The organism is Streptomyces sp. NPDC006384 (assembly GCF_042870695.1).
Classification (GTDB): domain Bacteria; phylum Actinomycetota; class Actinomycetes; order Streptomycetales; family Streptomycetaceae; genus Streptomyces.
In genome coordinates, this window is record NZ_JBIAHR010000014.1 from 77,437 (window position 1) to 96,073 (window position 18,637).

At 67.9% G+C, this 18,637-nt stretch carries 12 protein-coding genes; 11 read left to right on the forward strand and 1 reads right to left on the reverse strand.

All coding sequences use genetic code 11. The features are described 5' to 3' along the window. Positions 1 to 133 precede the first annotated feature (133 nt). The 5 genes from ACFYOJ_RS20550 (at position 134) to ACFYOJ_RS20570 (ending at position 10,321) form a co-directional block, all read left to right on the forward strand. Entirely contained in the window at positions 134 to 919 is a 786-nt protein-coding gene (locus ACFYOJ_RS20550; protein WP_356552751.1) for a hypothetical protein, read from the forward strand. A 302-nt stretch (positions 920 to 1,221) separates the two neighbouring features. Then, positions 1,222 to 1,752, forward strand: coding sequence for a 50S ribosomal protein L10 (rplJ, locus tag ACFYOJ_RS20555; RefSeq protein ID WP_019329679.1), 531 nt, complete (start codon positions 1,222 to 1,224; stop codon positions 1,750 to 1,752). Positions 1,753 to 1,866: 114 nt separating this feature from the next. Further along, positions 1,867 to 2,256, forward strand: coding sequence for a 50S ribosomal protein L7/L12 (gene rplL, locus ACFYOJ_RS20560; RefSeq protein ID WP_356552749.1), 390 nt, complete (start codon positions 1,867 to 1,869; stop codon positions 2,254 to 2,256). Positions 2,257 to 2,837: 581 nt separating this feature from the next. After that, the gene (gene rpoB, locus ACFYOJ_RS20565) at positions 2,838 to 6,323 is read left to right on the forward strand and encodes a DNA-directed RNA polymerase subunit beta (protein WP_356552747.1); all 3,486 of its coding nucleotides are present in this window, start codon (positions 2,838 to 2,840) and stop codon (positions 6,321 to 6,323) included. A gap of 98 nt (positions 6,324 to 6,421) precedes the next feature. Beyond that, the gene (locus ACFYOJ_RS20570) at positions 6,422 to 10,321 is read left to right on the forward strand and encodes a DNA-directed RNA polymerase subunit beta' (RefSeq protein WP_356552746.1); all 3,900 of its coding nucleotides are present in this window, start codon (positions 6,422 to 6,424) and stop codon (positions 10,319 to 10,321) included. Positions 10,322 to 10,400: 79 nt separating this feature from the next. Here ACFYOJ_RS20570 and ACFYOJ_RS20575 read toward each other — a convergent pair whose 3' ends face one another. After that, on the reverse strand, positions 10,401 to 11,687 hold the full coding sequence (locus tag ACFYOJ_RS20575) for a mannosyltransferase family protein (protein WP_356552744.1): 1,287 nt from the start codon (positions 11,685 to 11,687) through the stop codon (positions 10,401 to 10,403). Between the two features lie 101 nt (positions 11,688 to 11,788). Between ACFYOJ_RS20575 and ACFYOJ_RS20580 the strand changes: the two genes are divergently transcribed. The 6 genes from ACFYOJ_RS20580 to ACFYOJ_RS20605 all read left to right on the forward strand — a co-directional run bounded on the left by ACFYOJ_RS20580 (position 11,789) and on the right by ACFYOJ_RS20605 (position 18,625). Further along, complete coding sequence (locus tag ACFYOJ_RS20580) at positions 11,789 to 12,841, forward strand: glycosyltransferase family 2 protein (RefSeq protein WP_356552742.1); 1,053 nt, start codon at positions 11,789 to 11,791, stop codon at positions 12,839 to 12,841. Positions 12,842 to 13,153: 312 nt separating this feature from the next. Next, positions 13,154 to 13,525 carry a 30S ribosomal protein S12 gene (gene rpsL / locus ACFYOJ_RS20585; RefSeq protein ID WP_003948652.1) on the forward strand — a complete coding sequence of 124 codons (372 nt, stop codon included), beginning with the start codon at positions 13,154 to 13,156 and terminating at the stop codon, positions 13,523 to 13,525. Between the two features lie 2 nt (positions 13,526 to 13,527). Then, a complete protein-coding gene (rpsG, locus tag ACFYOJ_RS20590) occupies positions 13,528 to 13,998 on the forward strand; it encodes a 30S ribosomal protein S7 (protein ID WP_003974303.1) in 471 nt (156 codons plus the stop codon). Between the two features lie 39 nt (positions 13,999 to 14,037). After that, entirely contained in the window at positions 14,038 to 16,164 is a 2,127-nt protein-coding gene (fusA, locus tag ACFYOJ_RS20595) for an elongation factor G (protein WP_356552740.1), read from the forward strand. A 172-nt stretch (positions 16,165 to 16,336) separates the two neighbouring features. Then, the gene (tuf, locus tag ACFYOJ_RS20600; RefSeq protein ID WP_356552738.1) at positions 16,337 to 17,530 is read left to right on the forward strand and encodes an elongation factor Tu; all 1,194 of its coding nucleotides are present in this window, start codon (positions 16,337 to 16,339) and stop codon (positions 17,528 to 17,530) included. A gap of 219 nt (positions 17,531 to 17,749) precedes the next feature. Then, positions 17,750 to 18,625 (forward strand): hypothetical protein, encoded by an 876-nt coding sequence (locus ACFYOJ_RS20605; protein WP_356552737.1) that lies wholly within the window; start codon positions 17,750 to 17,752, stop codon positions 18,623 to 18,625. Positions 18,626 to 18,637: the final 12 nt, after the last annotated feature.

An 18,637-nucleotide genomic window follows, 5' to 3' on the forward strand; every position in this document is an offset into this window, starting at 1 on the left:
GACGGCTCGCCCCACCGGTTCACGGGCCCCGCACCTCACCAGGTGCGGGGCCCGTCCCCTTTCCCGCGTTCCCCACGCGGGCCGGGAGCCTGGGCTAGCGTGCGGGCAGACGGTACGCGCAGGGGGGAGCGGCATGACGGGCACGCGCACGACGGGACGCCGTACCGCCCGCTCGGTCGTGGTGGCGGCCGCGCTGGCGTCCCTGCCCGCCTGCACCCCCGCCGGCGACGCCGGGAGCCCGTCGCCGGAGGCGCTGCGTGCCGTGCAGCGCGCCACCGCCCGGGCGGGCTCGGCGCGGGTCGAGACCACCACCGTCGTGGGCGGCGAGCTGTCCCTGAAGGCCACCGGCGCACTCGGCTGGGGCGACGGCCTCACCGGCACCCTCACGATCACGTACACCGGCGGGACGGCGGCCGACACCATGCGCCGGCTCGGCACCACCTCCCTGGAGGCCCGCTACCTGCCCGACGCCTACTACGCGAGGATGGGCGACGCCTTCGCCGCCCGGGCGGGCGGGCGGCACTGGATCGAGTACGTCTACGCCGACCTGGAGGAATCCGGCGACGGTGCGGGCGCCGGCTTCGCGGAGCAGATGCGCGCCACCACCCCGGACGAGACGGTGAGGCAGCTGCTCGCCTCCGGCGAGGTGCGCGAGGTGGGCGAGGAGACGACGCACGGCCGGCGCACCACGCACTGGTCTGCCACCGTGGGCGGCGACACCGCGCGGACCGTCGACATCTGGGTGGACGACCGGGACCTGCTGGTGAAGAAGGCCGAGCGGGGCCGGACGAAGACGGGGGAGCTGTCCCAGACCGCCCACTACAGCGACTACGGCCTCCCCGTCGTCGCCGAACGCCCCCCGGCCGCCGACACGGCGGACTTCAGGGAACTGCTGGAGACACCGGGCAGCCGTCCCTGACCGCCGTCGCGTGCCGCCGTACGGGCGGATTTGCCTGTCGCTGCCCCGTTCACGTACGCTCCTGCTGAAGCCAAAGACCGCTGGTCGTTGCCGTGTGCTCGCAAGAGTCACGGTGGCCGAAGGATCCGCTGAACTGCGGACGACCCGCGTAGGTGACAGTGGATGAACTCCCGGAGTCCGCGCCCCGAGCGCGTATGACCGGTCGAGTCACGCCCCGTGCGCCTGCGCCGGGGCGTTTCGTTTTCCCCAGTCCTCCTTCGGGTCCGCGCGGTCCGAATCACCCGGAAGGAGGCCGAGGCTCTATGGCGACGCCCGAAAAGGCTGCCGCGGTTGCCGAGCTGACGGACAAGTTCCGCAGCTCCAACGCCGCTGTGCTGACCGAGTACCGCGGTCTCACCGTGGCGCAGCTCAAGACGCTGCGCCGGTCGCTCGGTGAGAACGCCCAGTACGCCGTGGTGAAGAACACGCTGACCAAGATTGCGGCCAACGAGGCCGGGATCACGCTCGACGACCAGCTCTTCGCTGGTCCGACGGCCGTCGCCTTCGTCACCGGTGACCCGGTGGAGTCGGCGAAGGGTCTGCGCGACTTCGCCAAGGAAAACCCGAACCTCGTCATCAAGGGCGGTGTCCTTGACGGCAAGGCGCTGTCCGCCGACGAGATCAAGAAGCTTGCGGACCTCGAGTCCCGCGAGGTTCTGCTCTCCAAGCTGGCCGGTGCCATGAAGGGCAAGCAGTCCCAGGCTGCCTCTGTCTTCCAGGCGCTGCCGTCGAAGCTCGTCCGCACCGTGGACGCGCTCCGCGCCAAGCAGGACGAGCAGGGCGGTGCCGAGTAACTCGGCTCGCTACCCGGCTCTCGCCGCCTGAGGCGAGGGCCGATGCGGGCCCGACGTACGCCCGCCTCACCCCGTACATCCGGCACCTGCCGAATTAGTGGAAGGACCGCCATCATGGCGAAGCTCAGCCAGGAAGACCTGCTCGCCCAGTTCGAGGAGATGACCCTCATCGAGCTCTCCGAGTTCGTGAAGGCCTTCGAGGAGAAGTTCGACGTCACCGCCGCCGCCGCCGCGCCGGTCGTCGTCGCCGGTGGTGCCGCTGGTGGCGCCGCCGCCGAGCAGGCCGAGGAGAAGGACGAGTTCGACGTCATCCTCACCGGCGCCGGCGACAAGAAGATCCAGGTCATCAAGGTCGTGCGTGAGCTGACCTCCCTGGGTCTGAAGGAGGCCAAGGACCTCGTCGACGGCACCCCGAAGCCGGTCCTGGAGAAGGTCAACAAGGAGCAGGCCGACAAGGCCGCCGAGGCCCTCAAGGGCGCCGGCGCCTCGGTCGAGGTCAAGTAAGACCTCACAGGTCCGACAAGACCTGTAACGCGCAAGCGCCGAAGAGCGATCATCCATCCGGGTGGTCGCTCTTCGGCGTTCCGGAGGACGGGCGGCGGCCGCCTTGCACGGGTGACGGCGAAGAGTAAGGTGATCTTCGTCGTGCCGTCTCCGGGGCCCTGAGAGCCCCTGGACGGCAGCCGGTTCGGGCAAGGGGGGCCTTGACGAACCGCACGCAGCGCGCAATTCTCAGGACGCGTCGCCACAAGGATCCGAGAACCGAGGCATGGATCCACGGCGAAGAGGGCAGTATCACGGTGCGTTGAGGGCGAGGCCTTGCCGCAGGTGGTGAGTACAACGAGGAGCGGACACGGTTCGGGAAACCCGCACTGGACATCAGTGTGCCAAGTGGCTACACTGACCCTTTGCGCTGCCTGTTAGCTGCCCCCTGCCCGTCACCAGGGGTCTACCCTCGCCCGAGCACTGACGACCAGAGCATGTCTGACCTGGCATTTCGGCCACATCAGACACCCCCTGTCTCCGTGTGAGGAAGAGGGGCCGGTACGCGCGTAGTGAGTCCGAGCCCTCGGAAGGACCCCCTCTTGGCCGCCTCGCGCAATGCCTCGACCGCGAATACGAACAACGCTGCCAGCACCGCCCCGCTGCGCATCTCCTTTGCAAAGATCAAGGAGCCCCTCGAGGTTCCGAACCTTCTCGCGCTGCAGACCGAGAGCTTCGACTGGCTGCTCGGCAACGACGCGTGGAAGGCTCGCGTCGAGTCGGCTCTGGAGTCCGGTCACGACGTCCCCACCAAGTCCGGTCTGGAAGAGATCTTCGAGGAGATCTCGCCGATCGAGGACTTCTCCGGGTCGATGTCGCTGACGTTCCGCGACCACCGTTTCGAGCCTCCGAAGAACAGCATCGACGAGTGCAAGGAGCGCGACTTCACGTACGCGGCCCCGCTCTTCGTCACCGCCGAGTTCACCAACAACGAGACCGGCGAGATCAAGTCCCAGACGGTCTTCATGGGCGACTTCCCGCTCATGACCAACAAGGGCACCTTCGTCATCAACGGCACCGAGCGTGTCGTCGTGTCGCAGCTGGTCCGCTCGCCGGGCGTCTACTTCGACTCCTCCATCGACAAGACGTCCGACAAGGACATCTTCTCCGCCAAGATCATCCCGTCCCGGGGTGCCTGGCTGGAGATGGAGATCGACAAGCGCGACATGGTCGGTGTCCGCATCGACCGCAAGCGCAAGCAGTCCGTGACCGTCCTCCTCAAGGCCCTCGGCTGGACCACCGAGCAGATCCTCGAGGAGTTCGGCGAGTACGAGTCCATGCGCGCCACCCTGGAGAAGGACCACACCCAGGGCCAGGACGACGCGCTGCTCGACATCTACCGCAAGCTGCGTCCGGGTGAGCCCCCGACCCGCGAGGCCGCGCAGACGCTGCTCGAGAACCTCTACTTCAACCCGAAGCGCTACGACCTCGCCAAGGTCGGCCGCTACAAGGTGAACAAGAAGCTCGGCGCGGACGAGCCGCTGGACGCCGGCGTGCTCACCACCGACGACATCATCGCCACCATCAAGTACCTGGTGAAGCTGCACGCCGGTGAGACCGAGACGATCGGCGAGTCGGGCCGGTCGATCATCGTCGAGACCGACGACATCGACCACTTCGGCAACCGCCGCATCCGCAACGTCGGCGAGCTGATCCAGAACCAGGTCCGTACGGGTCTCGCCCGTATGGAGCGCGTCGTGCGCGAGCGCATGACCACCCAGGACGTCGAGGCGATCACGCCGCAGACCCTGATCAACATCCGGCCGGTCGTCGCCTCCATCAAGGAGTTCTTCGGCACCAGCCAGCTGTCCCAGTTCATGGACCAGAACAACCCGCTGTCGGGGCTGACGCACAAGCGTCGTCTGAACGCCCTCGGCCCGGGTGGTCTCTCCCGTGAGCGGGCCGGCTTCGAGGTCCGTGACGTCCACCCCTCGCACTACGGCCGCATGTGCCCGATCGAGACGCCGGAAGGCCCGAACATCGGTCTGATCGGCTCGCTCGCCTCGTACGGCCGGATCAACCCCTTCGGCTTCATCGAGACGCCGTACCGCAAGGTCGTCGACGGCCGGGTCACCGACGACGTCGACTACCTGACCGCCGACGAGGAGGACCGCTTCGTCATCGCGCAGGCCAACGCGCCGCTGACCGACGAGCTCCGCTTCGCCGAGAACCGCGTCCTGGTCCGCCGCCGTGGCGGCGAGGTCGACTACGTCCCCGGTGACGACGTCGACTACATGGACGTCTCGCCGCGCCAGATGGTGTCGGTCGCGACCGCCATGATCCCGTTCCTCGAGCACGACGACGCCAACCGTGCCCTCATGGGCGCGAACATGATGCGTCAGGCCGTCCCGCTCATCAAGAGCGAGGCGCCGCTCGTCGGCACCGGCATGGAGTACCGCTCCGCGGTCGACGCCGGCGACGTGGTCAAGGCCGAGAAGTCGGGTGTGGTCCAGGAGGTCTCCGCGGACTACATCACCACCACCAACGACGACGGCACGTACATCACGTACCGCCTGGCCAAGTTCTCCCGGTCCAACCAGGGAACCTCGGTCAACCAGAAGGTCATCGTCTCCGAGGGCGACCGGGTCGTCGAGGGCCAGGTCCTCGCCGACGGCCCGGCCACCGAGAACGGCGAGATGGCGCTCGGCAAGAACCTGCTGGTCGCCTTCATGCCGTGGGAGGGTCACAACTACGAGGACGCGATCATCCTGTCGCAGCGCCTCGTGCAGGACGACGTCCTCTCCTCGATCCACATCGAGGAGCACGAGGTCGACGCCCGTGACACCAAGCTCGGCCCCGAGGAGATCACCCGGGACATCCCGAACGTCTCCGAGGAGGTCCTCGCCGACCTCGACGAGCGCGGCATCATCCGCATCGGCGCCGACGTCGTCGCCGGCGACATCCTCGTCGGCAAGGTCACGCCCAAGGGCGAGACCGAGCTGACCCCGGAGGAGCGTCTGCTGCGCGCGATCTTCGGTGAGAAGGCCCGTGAGGTCCGTGACACCTCGCTGAAGGTCCCGCACGGCGAGATCGGCAAGGTCATCGGCGTCCGCGTCTTCGACCGCGAGGAGGGCGACGAGCTTCCCCCCGGTGTCAACCAGCTGGTGCGCGTCTACGTCGCGCAGAAGCGCAAGATCACCGACGGTGACAAGCTCGCCGGCCGTCACGGCAACAAGGGCGTCATCTCCAAGATCCTGCCGATCGAGGACATGCCGTTCCTGGAGGACGGCACCCCGGTCGACATCATCCTCAACCCGCTGGGTGTCCCGTCCCGAATGAACCCGGGACAGGTCCTGGAGATCCACCTCGGCTGGCTCGCCAGCCGCGGTTGGGACGTCTCCGGTCTCGCCGACGAGTGGGCGCAGCGCCTCCAGGCCATCGGCGCCGACAAGGTCGAGCCCGGCACCAACGTCGCCACCCCGGTCTTCGACGGTGCGCGCGAGGACGAGCTCGCGGGTCTGCTGCAGCACACCATCCCGAACCGCGACGGCGAGCGCATGGTGCTCCCCTCCGGCAAGGCGCGGCTGTTCGACGGCCGCAGCGGTGAGCCGTTCCCGGACCCGATCTCGGTCGGCTACATGTACATCCTCAAGCTGCACCACCTGGTCGACGACAAGCTGCACGCCCGCTCGACCGGCCCGTACTCGATGATCACCCAGCAGCCGCTGGGTGGTAAGGCCCAGTTCGGTGGCCAGCGCTTCGGTGAGATGGAGGTGTGGGCGCTGGAGGCTTACGGCGCCGCGTACGCCCTCCAGGAGCTGCTGACCATCAAGTCCGACGACGTCACCGGCCGCGTGAAGGTCTACGAGGCCATCGTCAAGGGCGAGAACATCCCTGAGCCCGGCATCCCCGAGTCCTTCAAGGTGCTCATCAAGGAGATGCAGTCCCTGTGCCTCAACGTGGAGGTGCTGTCCTCGGACGGCATGTCCATCGAGATGCGCGACACCGACGAGGACGTCTTCCGCGCAGCGGAGGAGCTCGGCATCGACCTGTCCCGGCGAGAGCCGAGCAGCGTCGAAGAGGTCTGACGGGAGTTCCGGCGGGCCTTGAGCGATCAAGGCCCGCCGGCCCCAGGACCCCCGTTTCAGACCCCAAGACTTACAACCCTGAGAGGGATTGACGCATAGTGCTCGACGTCAACTTCTTCGACGAGCTCCGGATCGGTCTGGCCACCGCTGACGACATCCGTCAGTGGAGCCACGGCGAGGTCAAGAAGCCCGAGACGATCAACTACCGCACGCTCAAGCCCGAGAAGGACGGACTCTTCTGCGAGAAGATCTTCGGTCCGACCCGGGACTGGGAGTGCTACTGCGGCAAGTACAAGCGCGTCCGCTTCAAGGGCATCATCTGTGAGCGCTGTGGCGTGGAGGTCACGCGCGCCAAGGTGCGCCGTGAGCGGATGGGCCACATCGAGCTCGCCGCCCCCGTCACCCACATCTGGTACTTCAAGGGCGTCCCGTCGCGCCTGGGCTACCTGCTGGACCTGGCGCCGAAGGACCTCGAGAAGGTCATCTACTTCGCCGCGTACATGATCACGTACGTCGACGAGGAGCGCCGCACCCGCGACCTGCCCTCGCTGGAGGCCCACGTCTCCGTCGAGCGTCAGCAGATCGAGCAGCGCCGCGACGCCGACCTCGAGGCCCGCGCCAAGAAGCTCGAGACGGACCTCGCCGAGCTGGAGGCCGAGGGCGCCAAGGCCGACGTGCGCCGCAAGGTGCGCGAGGGTGCCGAGCGTGAGATGAAGCAGCTGCGCGACCGCGCGCAGCGCGAGATCGACCGCCTCGACGAGGTGTGGAACCGGTTCAAGAACCTCAAGGTCCAGGACCTCGAGGGCGACGAGCTGCTCTACCGCGAGCTGCGCGACCGCTTCGGCACCTACTTCGACGGCTCGATGGGCGCCGCCGCGCTGCAGAAGCGCCTGGAGTCCTTCGACCTCGAGGAGGAGGCCGAGCGCCTCCGCGAGATCATCCGCACCGGCAAGGGCCAGAAGAAGACCCGTGCGCTCAAGCGCCTGAAGGTCGTCTCCGCGTTCCTGCAGACCAGCAACAGCCCCAAGGGCATGGTGCTGGACTGCGTGCCGGTCATCCCGCCGGACCTGCGTCCGATGGTGCAGCTGGACGGTGGCCGCTTCGCGACCTCCGACCTGAACGACCTGTACCGCCGTGTCATCAACCGCAACAACCGCCTGAAGCGGCTTCTCGACCTCGGCGCGCCCGAGATCATCGTGAACAACGAGAAGCGCATGCTCCAGGAGGCCGTGGACGCCCTCTTCGACAACGGTCGTCGCGGTCGCCCGGTCACCGGTCCCGGCAACCGCCCGCTGAAGTCCCTGAGCGACATGCTCAAGGGCAAGCAGGGTCGTTTCCGCCAGAACCTGCTCGGCAAGCGAGTCGACTACTCGGCGCGTTCCGTGATCGTCGTCGGCCCGCAGCTCAAGCTGCACCAGTGCGGTCTGCCGAAGGCGATGGCGCTGGAGCTGTTCAAGCCGTTCGTGATGAAGCGCCTGGTCGACCTGAACCACGCGCAGAACATCAAGAGCGCCAAGCGCATGGTCGAGCGCGGCCGCACGGTCGTGTACGACGTGCTGGAAGAGGTCATCGCGGAGCACCCGGTTCTGCTGAACCGCGCGCCCACGCTGCACCGCCTCGGCATCCAGGCCTTCGAGCCGCAGCTGGTCGAGGGCAAGGCCATCCAGATCCACCCGCTCGTCTGCACCGCGTTCAACGCGGACTTCGACGGTGACCAGATGGCCGTCCACCTGCCGCTCTCCGCGGAGGCGCAGGCCGAGGCGCGCATCCTGATGCTCTCCTCGAACAACATCCTCAAGCCGGCCGACGGCCGTCCGGTGACGATGCCGACCCAGGACATGGTCCTCGGTCTGTTCTTCCTCACCACCGACGGCGAGGGCCGCGAGCTCAAGGGCGAGGGCCGTGCCTTCGCCTCCGCCGCCGAGGCGATCATGGCGTTCGACGCGGGCGAGCTGTCGCTCCAGTCGAAGGTCGACATCCGCTTCCCGGTGGGCACCATCCCGCCCCGCGGCTGGGAGCCCCCGGCGCGCGAGGAGGGCGAGCCGGAGTGGCAGCAGGGTGACACCTTCACGCTGCGCACCACGCTGGGCCGCGCGCTCTTCAACGAGCTGCTGCCCGAGGACTACCCCTTCGTCGACTACGAGGTCGGCAAGAAGCAGCTCTCCGAGATCGTCAACGACCTCGCCGAGCGCTACCCGAAGGTCATCGTGGCGGCGACGCTCGACAACCTGAAGGCGGCCGGCTTCTACTGGGCGACCCGTTCCGGCGTCACCGTGGCCATCTCCGACGTCGTCGTCCCCGAGGCGAAGAAGGAGATCGTCAAGGGCTACGAGGCGCAGGACGAGAAGGTCCAGAAGCAGTACGAGCGAGGTCTGATCACCAAGGACGAGCGCACGCAGGAGCTCATCGCGATCTGGACCAAGGCGACCAACGAGGTCGCCGAGGCGATGAACGACAACTTCCCGAAGACCAACCCGATCTTCATGATGGTGAACTCGGGTGCACGAGGCAACATGATGCAGATGCGTCAGATCGCCGGTATGCGTGGTCTGGTGTCGAACGCGAAGAACGAGACGATCCCGCGTCCGATCAAGGCGTCGTTCCGCGAGGGCCTGTCCGTGCTGGAGTACTTCATCTCCACGCACGGTGCCCGTAAGGGTCTGGCGGACACCGCTCTGCGTACCGCCGACTCGGGTTACCTCACCCGTCGTCTGGTCGACGTCTCCCAGGACGTCATCATCCGCGAGGAGGACTGCGGCACCGAGCGCGGTCTGAAGCTGCGGATCGCCGAGCGCGGCGAGGACGGTGTCCTGCGCAAGGCGGACGACGTCGAGACCAGCGTGTACGCCCGCATGCTCGCCGAGGACGTCGTCATCGACGGCAAGGTGATCGCGCCGGCCAACGTCGACCTCGGCGACGTGCTCATCGACCAGCTGGTGCGCCACGGTGTCGAGGAGGTCAAGACCCGTTCGATCCTGACCTGCGAGTCCCAGGTCGGCACCTGCGCCATGTGCTACGGCCGCTCGCTGGCCACCGGCAAGCTGGTCGACATCGGTGAGGCGGTCGGCATCATCGCCGCCCAGTCCATCGGTGAGCCCGGTACCCAGCTGACGATGCGTACCTTCCACACCGGTGGTGTGGCCGGTGACGACATCACCCAGGGTCTGCCGCGTGTCGTCGAGCTCTTCGAGGCCCGTACCCCGAAGGGTGTCGCCCCGATCTCCGAGGCCTCCGGCCGCGTGCGGATCGAGGAGACCGAGAAGACCAAGAAGATCGTCGTCACCCCGGACGACGGCAGCGACGAGACGGCCTACCCGATCTCGAAGCGCGCCCGTCTGCTGGTCTCCGAGGGCGAGCACGTCGAGGTGGGCCAGAAGCTCACCGTGGGTGCCACCAACCCGCACGACGTGCTGCGCATCCTGGGTCAGCGCGCCGTCCAGGTCCACCTGGTCGGCGAGGTCCAGAAGGTCTACAACTCGCAGGGCGTGTCGATCCACGACAAGCACATCGAGATCATCATCCGGCAGATGCTGCGCCGCGTGACGATCATCGAGTCCGGCGACGCCGAGCTGCTGCCCGGCGAGCTGGTCGAGCGGTCGAAGTTCGAGACCGAGAACCGTCGTGTGGTCCAGGAGGGCGGTCACCCGGCCTCCGGTCGTCCGCAGCTGATGGGTATCACCAAGGCCTCGCTGGCGACGGAATCCTGGCTGTCGGCCGCCTCCTTCCAGGAGACGACCCGAGTCCTGACGGACGCGGCGATCAACGCCAAGTCCGACAGCCTCATCGGCCTCAAGGAGAACGTCATCATCGGTAAGCTCATCCCGGCCGGTACGGGCCTGTCCCGCTACCGCAACATCCGGGTCGAGCCGACCGAGGAGGCCAAGGCCGCGATGTACTCGGCCGTCGGCTACGACGACATCGACTACTCGCCGTTCGGCACGGGCTCCGGCCAGGCCGTTCCGCTGGAGGACTACGACTACGGTCCGTACAACCAGTAGGCGGGCAGCCACCTGAACGCCTGAAGGGCGGTCACCCCACGAGGGTGGCCGCCCTTCGGCGTTGCCGTGCGGGGGCCGGCTACGGCACGCCCAGTTCGAAGAGGACGTAATGGGCGTACCAGCCCGAGGCGAGGGCGGCGGTGGTGAAGAAGACGGCGAGGCTCGGGAGTCTCAGGCGGGCGAGGGCCGCGGCCGGGGCGATGAGGAGGGGGAAGGCGGGGAGCAGGTAGCGCATGGTGTTGCCGAACATCTGCTGGGTGCCGAGGACCGTGACGATCGTGGCCAGGGTGTAGGCGACGAGGACCAGCGGGGGCTTCTTGCGCAGCATCAGGGCGACGAGGAAGGGCAGCGCCAGGACCAGCTGGAGGGAGAGCAGGTCGGGGGTGGAGAAGGCGAAGGGGTAGTCGCCGCGGCCCACCGCGAGGTTGCGCAGGACGTCCCAGGTGTGGGCGCCGTAGTCGAAGAAGTGCGCCCAGCCCTCGCGCTGGAGGATGAAGTACGCCCTGGGCTCGCCGGTGCTGTGACCGACCCAGGCGATGTAGGCGAGCAGGCCCAGGGGGGCGACGAGCATGGCGTACACGGGGCCGCGTACGCCGTGTTCGCGCCGGGTGGCGGGGCGGGCGAGGGTGACCAGCGCGGCGAGGCCCACGGCGCCTATGAGGACCGCGGAGGTGGGACGGTTCAGGCCCGCGGTGAAGGCGAGCAGACCGGCCGCCACCCAGCGCCCGGTCATCACGGCGTAGCAGGCCCAGGCGGCGATGGCGACGAAGAGGGACTCGGAGTACACCGCCCACTCGACGCCGGCGCCGGGCGCCACGGCCCACAGGCCGGCGGCGAGGGTGCCCGCGCGGGCACCGGCGACCAGACGGATCACGGCGAAGATGCCGGCCGCCGCGACGAAGGAGAAGACGACGGAGACGAGGATCCCGGAGCCGTACAGGCCGAGGCCCGTGGTCTCCGAGACCATGCGGATCAGGGCCGGGTAGAGCGGGAAGAACGCGACCGAGTTCTGCTGGACCGTGAACAGGCCGTCCGAGTCGAGGGGGACCAGCGCGGGGTGGTAGCCGTGCTCGGCGACCTGGAGGTACCACCAGCCGTCCCAGGTGGCCAGGACGTCCCACCAGTGGGCGCCGCCGCCGAAGCGCGGGTTCTTGTCCCGGTGATCGCCCGCGTACTGGAGCAGGACGGCGAAGACCGTGAGGCCGACGAGCTTGGTGACGCCGTACAGGGCGAGCGGCGGCAGATACGGCCGCGCGCCGGGCGGCGGGGAGAGGCGCCGGGTCCAGGCGGGCCGGGGCCGGGCGGGGTGCCCGGCCTGTATGCCGGCCGGCGCTCCGGTCGCCGTGTCGTGGGCAGCCGTCTCCATGGCTGTCATCCCCTCGGTCCGCCCTCAGCGGGCACTAGCTGCCATAAGATCGCACAAGAGTCGCACATCTGTGCACGGCGTCAGGGGTGAGGGGAGGGCCGGTGTCCGAGGAACGGGACGAGCCGATCGTGCTGTCGCTCGTCATCCCCATGTACAACGAGGAAGAGGCCCTGCCCGCGCTGGTCAGCAGGGTCCGGCCGGTCCTGGCGGAGCTGGGCGTCGCCCACGAGGTCGTCGCGGTGGACGACGGCAGCACCGACCGCACGGCGGAGCTCCTCGACGCCTTCCGGCTCGGCTGGCCCGAGCTGCGGGTGATCGCGCTGCGCCGCAACTCCGGCCACCAGGCCGCCCTCACCGCCGGCCTGGACCGGGCGGCCGGCGCCTACGTGGTGAGCCTGGACGCCGACCTGCAGGACCCGCCGGAGAAGATCCCCGAGATGCTGGCGCTGGCCCGCACGGAGCGCCTCGACATCGTCTACGGCGTCCGCGCCGACCGCAGCAGCGACACCGGCTTCAAGCGGTGGACGGCCGGCGTCTACTACCGCCTCATGCGGCGTCTGGCGGGCCCCTCGGTCCCCGCGCAGGCGGGCGACTTCCGGCTGCTGAGCCGGGCCGCCGTGGACGCGCTGAAGGCCCTCCCCGACCAGCAGCGGGTGTACCGCCTGCTCGTGCCCTGGCTGGGCTTTCCGAGCGGCGAGGTGACGTACGAGCGTGCCGCGCGCGCCGCGGGCCGGACGAAGTACCCGCTGGGCCGGATGGTCCGCCTCGCGGTCGACAGCGTCACCGGCTTCTCGGCGGCGCCGCTGCGCATCGCCACCTGGCTGGGCGCCGGCTCCTTCCTGGTCTGTCTGGGGCTGCTCGTCTACACGCTGGCCGCCTACGCCCTCGGCCACACGGTGCCCGGCTGGACGTCGCTGTTCACCGGGGTGGTGTTCATCGGGGGCGTGCAGCTGATCTGCGTCGGCCTGCTCGGCGAGTACGTCGGGCGCATCTACACGGCCGTCCAGAACCGTCCGACGTACTTCGTCCGCCACGACACGGCCGCCACCGCCACCGCCACGCCCGATGCCGTCCCGTCCGACGCCACCCCGTCCCACGCCGCCCCGTCCGGCGCCGGACCGGGCGAGTCCCGCGTGCCCCTGCCGAGGCGCTGAGACGCCCCGGCCGAGGGGGACACGGCCGGGCGAGCCGATCGGGACGCACCGGGGCGAACCGGGTGCCCCTGCCGGTCCCGCCCATTTGTTTTGACCGCAGCGAATGCGATAGGTACGCTCAGACCTTGTGCCTGGGGTGTGCCCTGGCCTTCGAGCGTGCCTTCCACCGCGTCGGAGGTCGTGAACGGCCGCCGCAATCCGCGCCTCTTTCCGCCTCGCGGCCGGAGTCCGTGGTTTCGACACGCCCGACCGCGTGGGTCGGCGATGTTCCAGGTTAGCTTCACCATTCGGCACACAGAAACCGGAGAAGTAGTGCCTACGATCCAGCAGCTGGTCCGCAAGGGCCGGCAGGACAAGGTCGAGAAGAACAAGACGCCCGCACTCGAGGGTTCGCCCCAGCGTCGCGGCGTCTGCACGCGTGTGTTCACGACCACCCCGAAGAAGCCGAACTCGGCCCTGCGTAAGGTCGCGCGTGTGCGTCTGACCAGCGGGATCGAGGTCACCGCTTACATTCCGGGTGAGGGGCACAACCTGCAGGAGCACTCCATCGTGCTCGTGCGCGGCGGCCGTGTGAAGGACCTGCCGGGTGTTCGCTACAAGATCATCCGCGGCTCCCTCGACACCCAGGGTGTCAAGAACCGCAAGCAGGCCCGCAGCCGCTACGGCGCCAAGAAGGAGAAGTAAGAATGCCTCGTAAGGGCCCCGCCCCGAAGCGCCCGGTCATCATCGACCCGGTCTACGGTTCTCCTCTGGTGACCTCCCTGATCAACAAGGTGCTGCTGAACGGCAAGCGCTCCACCGCCGAGCGCATCGTCTACGGCGCCATGGAGGGTCTGCGCGAGAAGACCGGCAACGACCCGGTCATCACGCTCAAGCGCGCTCTCGAGAACATCAAGCCGACCCTCGAGGTCAAGTCCCGCCGCGTCGGCGGTGCGACGTACCAGGTGCCGATCGAGGTCAAGCCCGGTCGCGCCAACACCCTCGCGCTGCGCTGGCTCGTCGGTTACTCCCGCGCCCGTCGCGAGAAGACCATGACCGAGCGTCTGCTCAACGAGCTCCTCGACGCCTCCAACGGCCTCGGTGCCGCTGTGAAGAAGCGCGAGGACACGCACAAGATGGCCGAGTCCAACAAGGCCTTCGCGCACTACCGCTGGTAGTCGCTACCCACATCGAGACCGAGAGAAGACTGAAGCCTTATGGCTACCACTTCACTTGACCTGGCCAAGGTCCGCAACATCGGGATCATGGCCCACATCGACGCGGGCAAGACGACGACCACCGAGCGGATCCTGTTCTACACGGGTGTGTCGTACAAGATCGGTGAGGTCCACGACGGCGCCGCCACGATGGACTGGATGGAGCAGGAGCAGGAGCGTGGCATCACGATCACGTCCGCTGCCACCACCTGCCACTGGCCGCTCGAGGACAACGACTACACGATCAACATCATCGACACCCCGGGGCACGTCGACTTCACCGTAGAGGTGGAGCGTTCCCTGCGCGTGCTCGACGGTGCCGTGACCGTGTTCGACGGTGTCGCCGGTGTCGAGCCGCAGTCCGAGACGGTGTGGCGTCAGGCCGACCGTTACGGCGTCCCGCGCATCTGCTTCGTGAACAAGCTGGACCGTACCGGCGCCGACTTCCTCCGCTGCGTGGGGATGATCTCGGACCGCCTGGGCGCCCAGCCGCTGGTCATGCAGCTCCCGATCGGTGCCGAGGCCGACTTCCAGGGCGTCGTGGACCTCGTCCGCATGAAGGCGCTGGTCTACTCCGCCGAGGCCGCCAAGGGCGAGATGTACGACGTCGTCGACGTCCCGGCCGAGCTCCAGGCCCAGGCCGAGGAGTACCGCGGCAAGCTGATCGAGGCCGTCGCGGAGAACGACGAAGAGATCATGGAGCTCTACCTCGACGGCCAGGAGCCGTCCGAGGAGCAGCTGTACGCCGCGATCCGTCGTATCACCATCGCCTCCGGCAAGGCCGACACGACCACCGTCACCCCGGTGTTCTGCGGCACCGCGTTCAAGAACAAGGGCGTCCAGCCCCTGCTCGACGCGGTCGTGCGCTACCTGCCGACCCCGCTCGACGTCGAGGCCATCGAGGGCCAGGACGTCAAGGACCCCGAGGTCGTCATCAAGCGCAAGCCGTCGGAGGACGAGCCCCTCGCCGCGCTCGCGTTCAAGATCATGAGCGACCCGCACCTGGGCAAGCTCACCTTCGTCCGGGTCTACTCGGGCCGCCTGGAGTCCGGCACCTCGGTGCTGAACTCCGTCAAGGGCAAGAAGGAGCGCATCGGCAAGATCTACCGCATGCACGCCAACAAGCGTGAGGAGATCGAGTCGGTGGGCGCCGGCGACATCGTCGCCGTCATGGGCCTGAAGCAGACCACCACCGGTGAGACGCTGTCCGACGAGAAGAGCCCGGTGATCCTGGAGTCCATGGACTTCCCGGCGCCGGTCATCGAGGTCGCGATCGAGCCCAAGTCCAAGGGCGACCAGGAGAAGCTGGGTGTCGCCATCCAGCGTCTCGCGGAGGAGGACCCCTCCTTCCAGGTGCACACCAACGAGGAGACCGGCCAGACCGTCATCGGCGGCATGGGCGAGCTTCACCTCGAGGTGCTGGTCGACCGCATGAAGCGCGAGTTCAAGGTCGAGGCCAACGTCGGCAAGCCTCAGGTCGCGTACCGTGAGACGATCCGCAAGGCTGTCGAGCGCGTGGACTACACCCACAAGAAGCAGACCGGTGGTACCGGTCAGTTCGCCAAGGTGCAGATCGCGATCGAGCCGATCGAGGGCGGCGACGCCTCGTACGAGTTCGTGAACAAGGTCACCGGTGGCCGCATCCCGAAGGAGTACATCCCTTCGGTGGACGCCGGTGCGCAGGAGGCCATGCAGTTCGGCATCCTGGCCGGCTACGAGATGACGGGCGTCCGCGTCACGCTCATCGACGGTGGCTACCACGAGGTCGACTCCTCCGAACTCGCGTTCAAGATCGCCGGTTCGCAGGCCTTCAAGGAGGCCGCGCGCAAGGCTTCGCCCGTGCTCCTGGAGCCGATGATGGCCGTCGAGGTCACCACGCCCGAGGACTACATGGGTGAGGTCATCGGCGACATCAACTCCCGCCGTGGCCAGATCCAGGCCATGGAGGAGCGGGCGGGTGCTCGCGTCGTGAAGGGCCTCGTGCCCCTGTCGGAGATGTTCGGCTACGTCGGCGACCTCCGCAGCAAGACGTCGGGTCGCGCAAGCTACTCGATGCAGTTCCACTCCTACGCCGAGGTTCCCCGGAACGTCGCCGAGGAGATCATCGCGAAGGCCAAGGGCGAGTAAGGGACTCCGTTTAACGGACCCCCCGAACACGCTTTAGGCTTGACCCCGGAGCCTGCAAGGGGCATTCCGCCACCAACCTCGGTGGAATGCCCCCTGGCCCGGGTTTCCCAGCAAAGATCACCTGGCGCCGATGAAGTAAGGCGTACCAGAACCACTCCACAGGAGGACCCCAGTGGCGAAGGCGAAGTTCGAGCGGACTAAGCCGCACGTCAACATCGGCACCATCGGTCACATCGACCACGGTAAGACGACCCTCACGGCCGCCATTACCAAGGTGCTGCACGACGCGTACCCGGACCTGAACGAGGCCTCGGCCTTCGACCAGATCGACAAGGCTCCCGAAGAGCGCCAGCGCGGTATCACCATCTCCATCGCGCACGTCGAGTACCAGACGGAGACCCGTCACTACGCCCACGTCGACTGCCCCGGTCACGCGGACTACATCAAGAACATGATCACGGGTGCGGCGCAGATGGACGGCGCCATCCTCGTGGTCGCCGCCACCGACGGCCCGATGCCGCAGACCAAGGAGCACGTGCTCCTGGCCCGCCAGGTCGGCGTTCCGTACATCGTCGTCGCCCTGAACAAGGCCGACATGGTGGACGACGAGGAGATCCTGGAGCTCGTCGAGCTCGAGGTGCGTGAGCTCCTCTCCGAGTACGAGTTCCCGGGCGACGACGTCCCCGTCGTCAAGGTCTCCGCTCTGAAGGCCCTCGAGGGCGACAAGGAGTGGGGCCAGTCCGTCCTCGACCTGATGAAGGCCGTGGACGAGGCCATCCCGGAGCCCGAGCGTGACGTCGACAAGCCGTTCCTGATGCCGATCGAGGACGTCTTCACCATCACCGGTCGCGGTACGGTCGTCACCGGCCGCATCGAGCGTGGTGTCCTCAAGGTCAACGAGACCGTCGACATCATCGGCATCAAGCCGGAGAAGACCACCACCACGGTCACCGGCATCGAGATGTTCCGCAAGCTGCTCGACGAGGGCCAGGCCGGTGAGAACGTCGGTCTGCTGCTCCGCGGCATCAAGCGCGAGGACGTCGAGCGCGGCCAGGTCATCATCAAGCCGGGCTCGGTCACCCCGCACACCGAGTTCGAGGCGCAGGCCTACATCCTGTCCAAGGACGAGGGTGGCCGCCACACGCCGTTCTTCAACAACTACCGTCCGCAGTTCTACTTCCGCACGACGGACGTGACCGGCGTGGTGACCCTCCCCGAGGGCACCGAGATGGTCATGCCGGGTGACAACACCGAGATGAAGGTGGAGCTCATCCAGCCCGTCGCCATGGAAGAGGGCCTGAAGTTCGCCATCCGCGAGGGTGGCCGGACGGTCGGCGCCGGCCAGGTCACCAAGATCAACAAGTAAGTTCCGCTTGCTTGTCGGTCCCAGACCTGACATGGGCTGATGCCTGAGAAGGGGCCCGTACGACTTCGGTCGTACGGGCCCCTTCCGCGTTGCAGGGGGTGGGGCGGGATGGGGGGTGCTGCGGCTCATGCGTCAAGGAAAGGCCGGAAGTGTCACTCGATCGCGGGCAGTCTCGGCATATGTGCCTGGCAAGGTCCGTCGCTCTCCTACCTTCGCCGCATGGTCAGTTCATCCCACGAGGCGTTGCACCGGATCTTCCAGGAGGACCCGGCGCTCTTCGCCCGTGCCGTCAAGGTGCTCGGCGTCTCCTTCGCCGAACCGGTCTCCGCGGTACCGCTCACCACCGACCTCACCGAGAACCGCCCGGTGGAGCGACGCGTGGACACGCTGCTGCGCATGGAGACCGGCGACAACGGCAGCTTCCTGCTCGCCGTCGAATCACAGGGCAAGCAGGACCGCGACAAGCCCGCGAGCTGGGCGTACTACTTGTCGCACCTGCACGCCAAATACCGGCTTCCGCCGGTCCTGCTGGTCGTCTGCGCCGACCGGCGTACCGCGGCCTGGGCGGCCCGGCAGGTCGACATCGGCCCACCGCAGTGGCCCTCGCTCACCGTGCGGCCACTGGTCCTCGGGCCGGACCAGCTGCCCGTGATCGACAGCCCCGACGAGGCGGCGCGCGACATCCCGCTGACCGTCCTGTCCGCGGCGCTGCACCGCCGGGATCCGGACGCCGATGCCATACTGAAAGCGCTGGCATCGGCACTGAAGGGCCTGTCGGCCGACGACGAGAACACGGCAAGCATCTTCATCGAGCTCACGGAACAAGGCCTCGGCAAGACGCCGGCCGCAGACCTCTGGAGGCAGATCATGGCCGCCGACCTTTCCTTCTTCCAGTCGGAGACTGCGCAGAGCCTCAGGGCGGAGGGTCGTGCTGGTGCCCTGCTTCTGCTGTTGGACCGTCGTGGTGTCGAGGTTTCCGAGGAGGAGCGGGCGCGCATCGCGGGGTGCAGTGACATGGGCGTGTTGGACGTCTGGCTCACGCGGGCGATCACGGCCTCGTCGGCGGCCGAGGTGTTCGAGCCCGAGGAAGCCTGAACTCCTGCGCAG

Coding starts and splice junctions, on each gene's coding strand:
- ACFYOJ_RS20575 (WP_356552744.1), bottom strand. CDS start 11,687: ATGGAGACGGCTGCCCACGACACGGCGACCGGAGCGCCGGCCGGCATA.
- rpsG (WP_003974303.1), top strand. CDS start 13,528: ATGCCTCGTAAGGGCCCCGCCCCGAAGCGCCCGGTCATCATCGACCCG.
- rplJ (WP_019329679.1), top strand. CDS start 1,222: ATGGCGACGCCCGAAAAGGCTGCCGCGGTTGCCGAGCTGACGGACAAG.
- ACFYOJ_RS20605 (WP_356552737.1), top strand. CDS start 17,750: ATGGTCAGTTCATCCCACGAGGCGTTGCACCGGATCTTCCAGGAGGAC.
- rplL (WP_356552749.1), top strand. CDS start 1,867: ATGGCGAAGCTCAGCCAGGAAGACCTGCTCGCCCAGTTCGAGGAGATG.
- ACFYOJ_RS20550 (WP_356552751.1), top strand. CDS start 134: ATGACGGGCACGCGCACGACGGGACGCCGTACCGCCCGCTCGGTCGTG.
- fusA (WP_356552740.1), top strand. CDS start 14,038: ATGGCTACCACTTCACTTGACCTGGCCAAGGTCCGCAACATCGGGATC.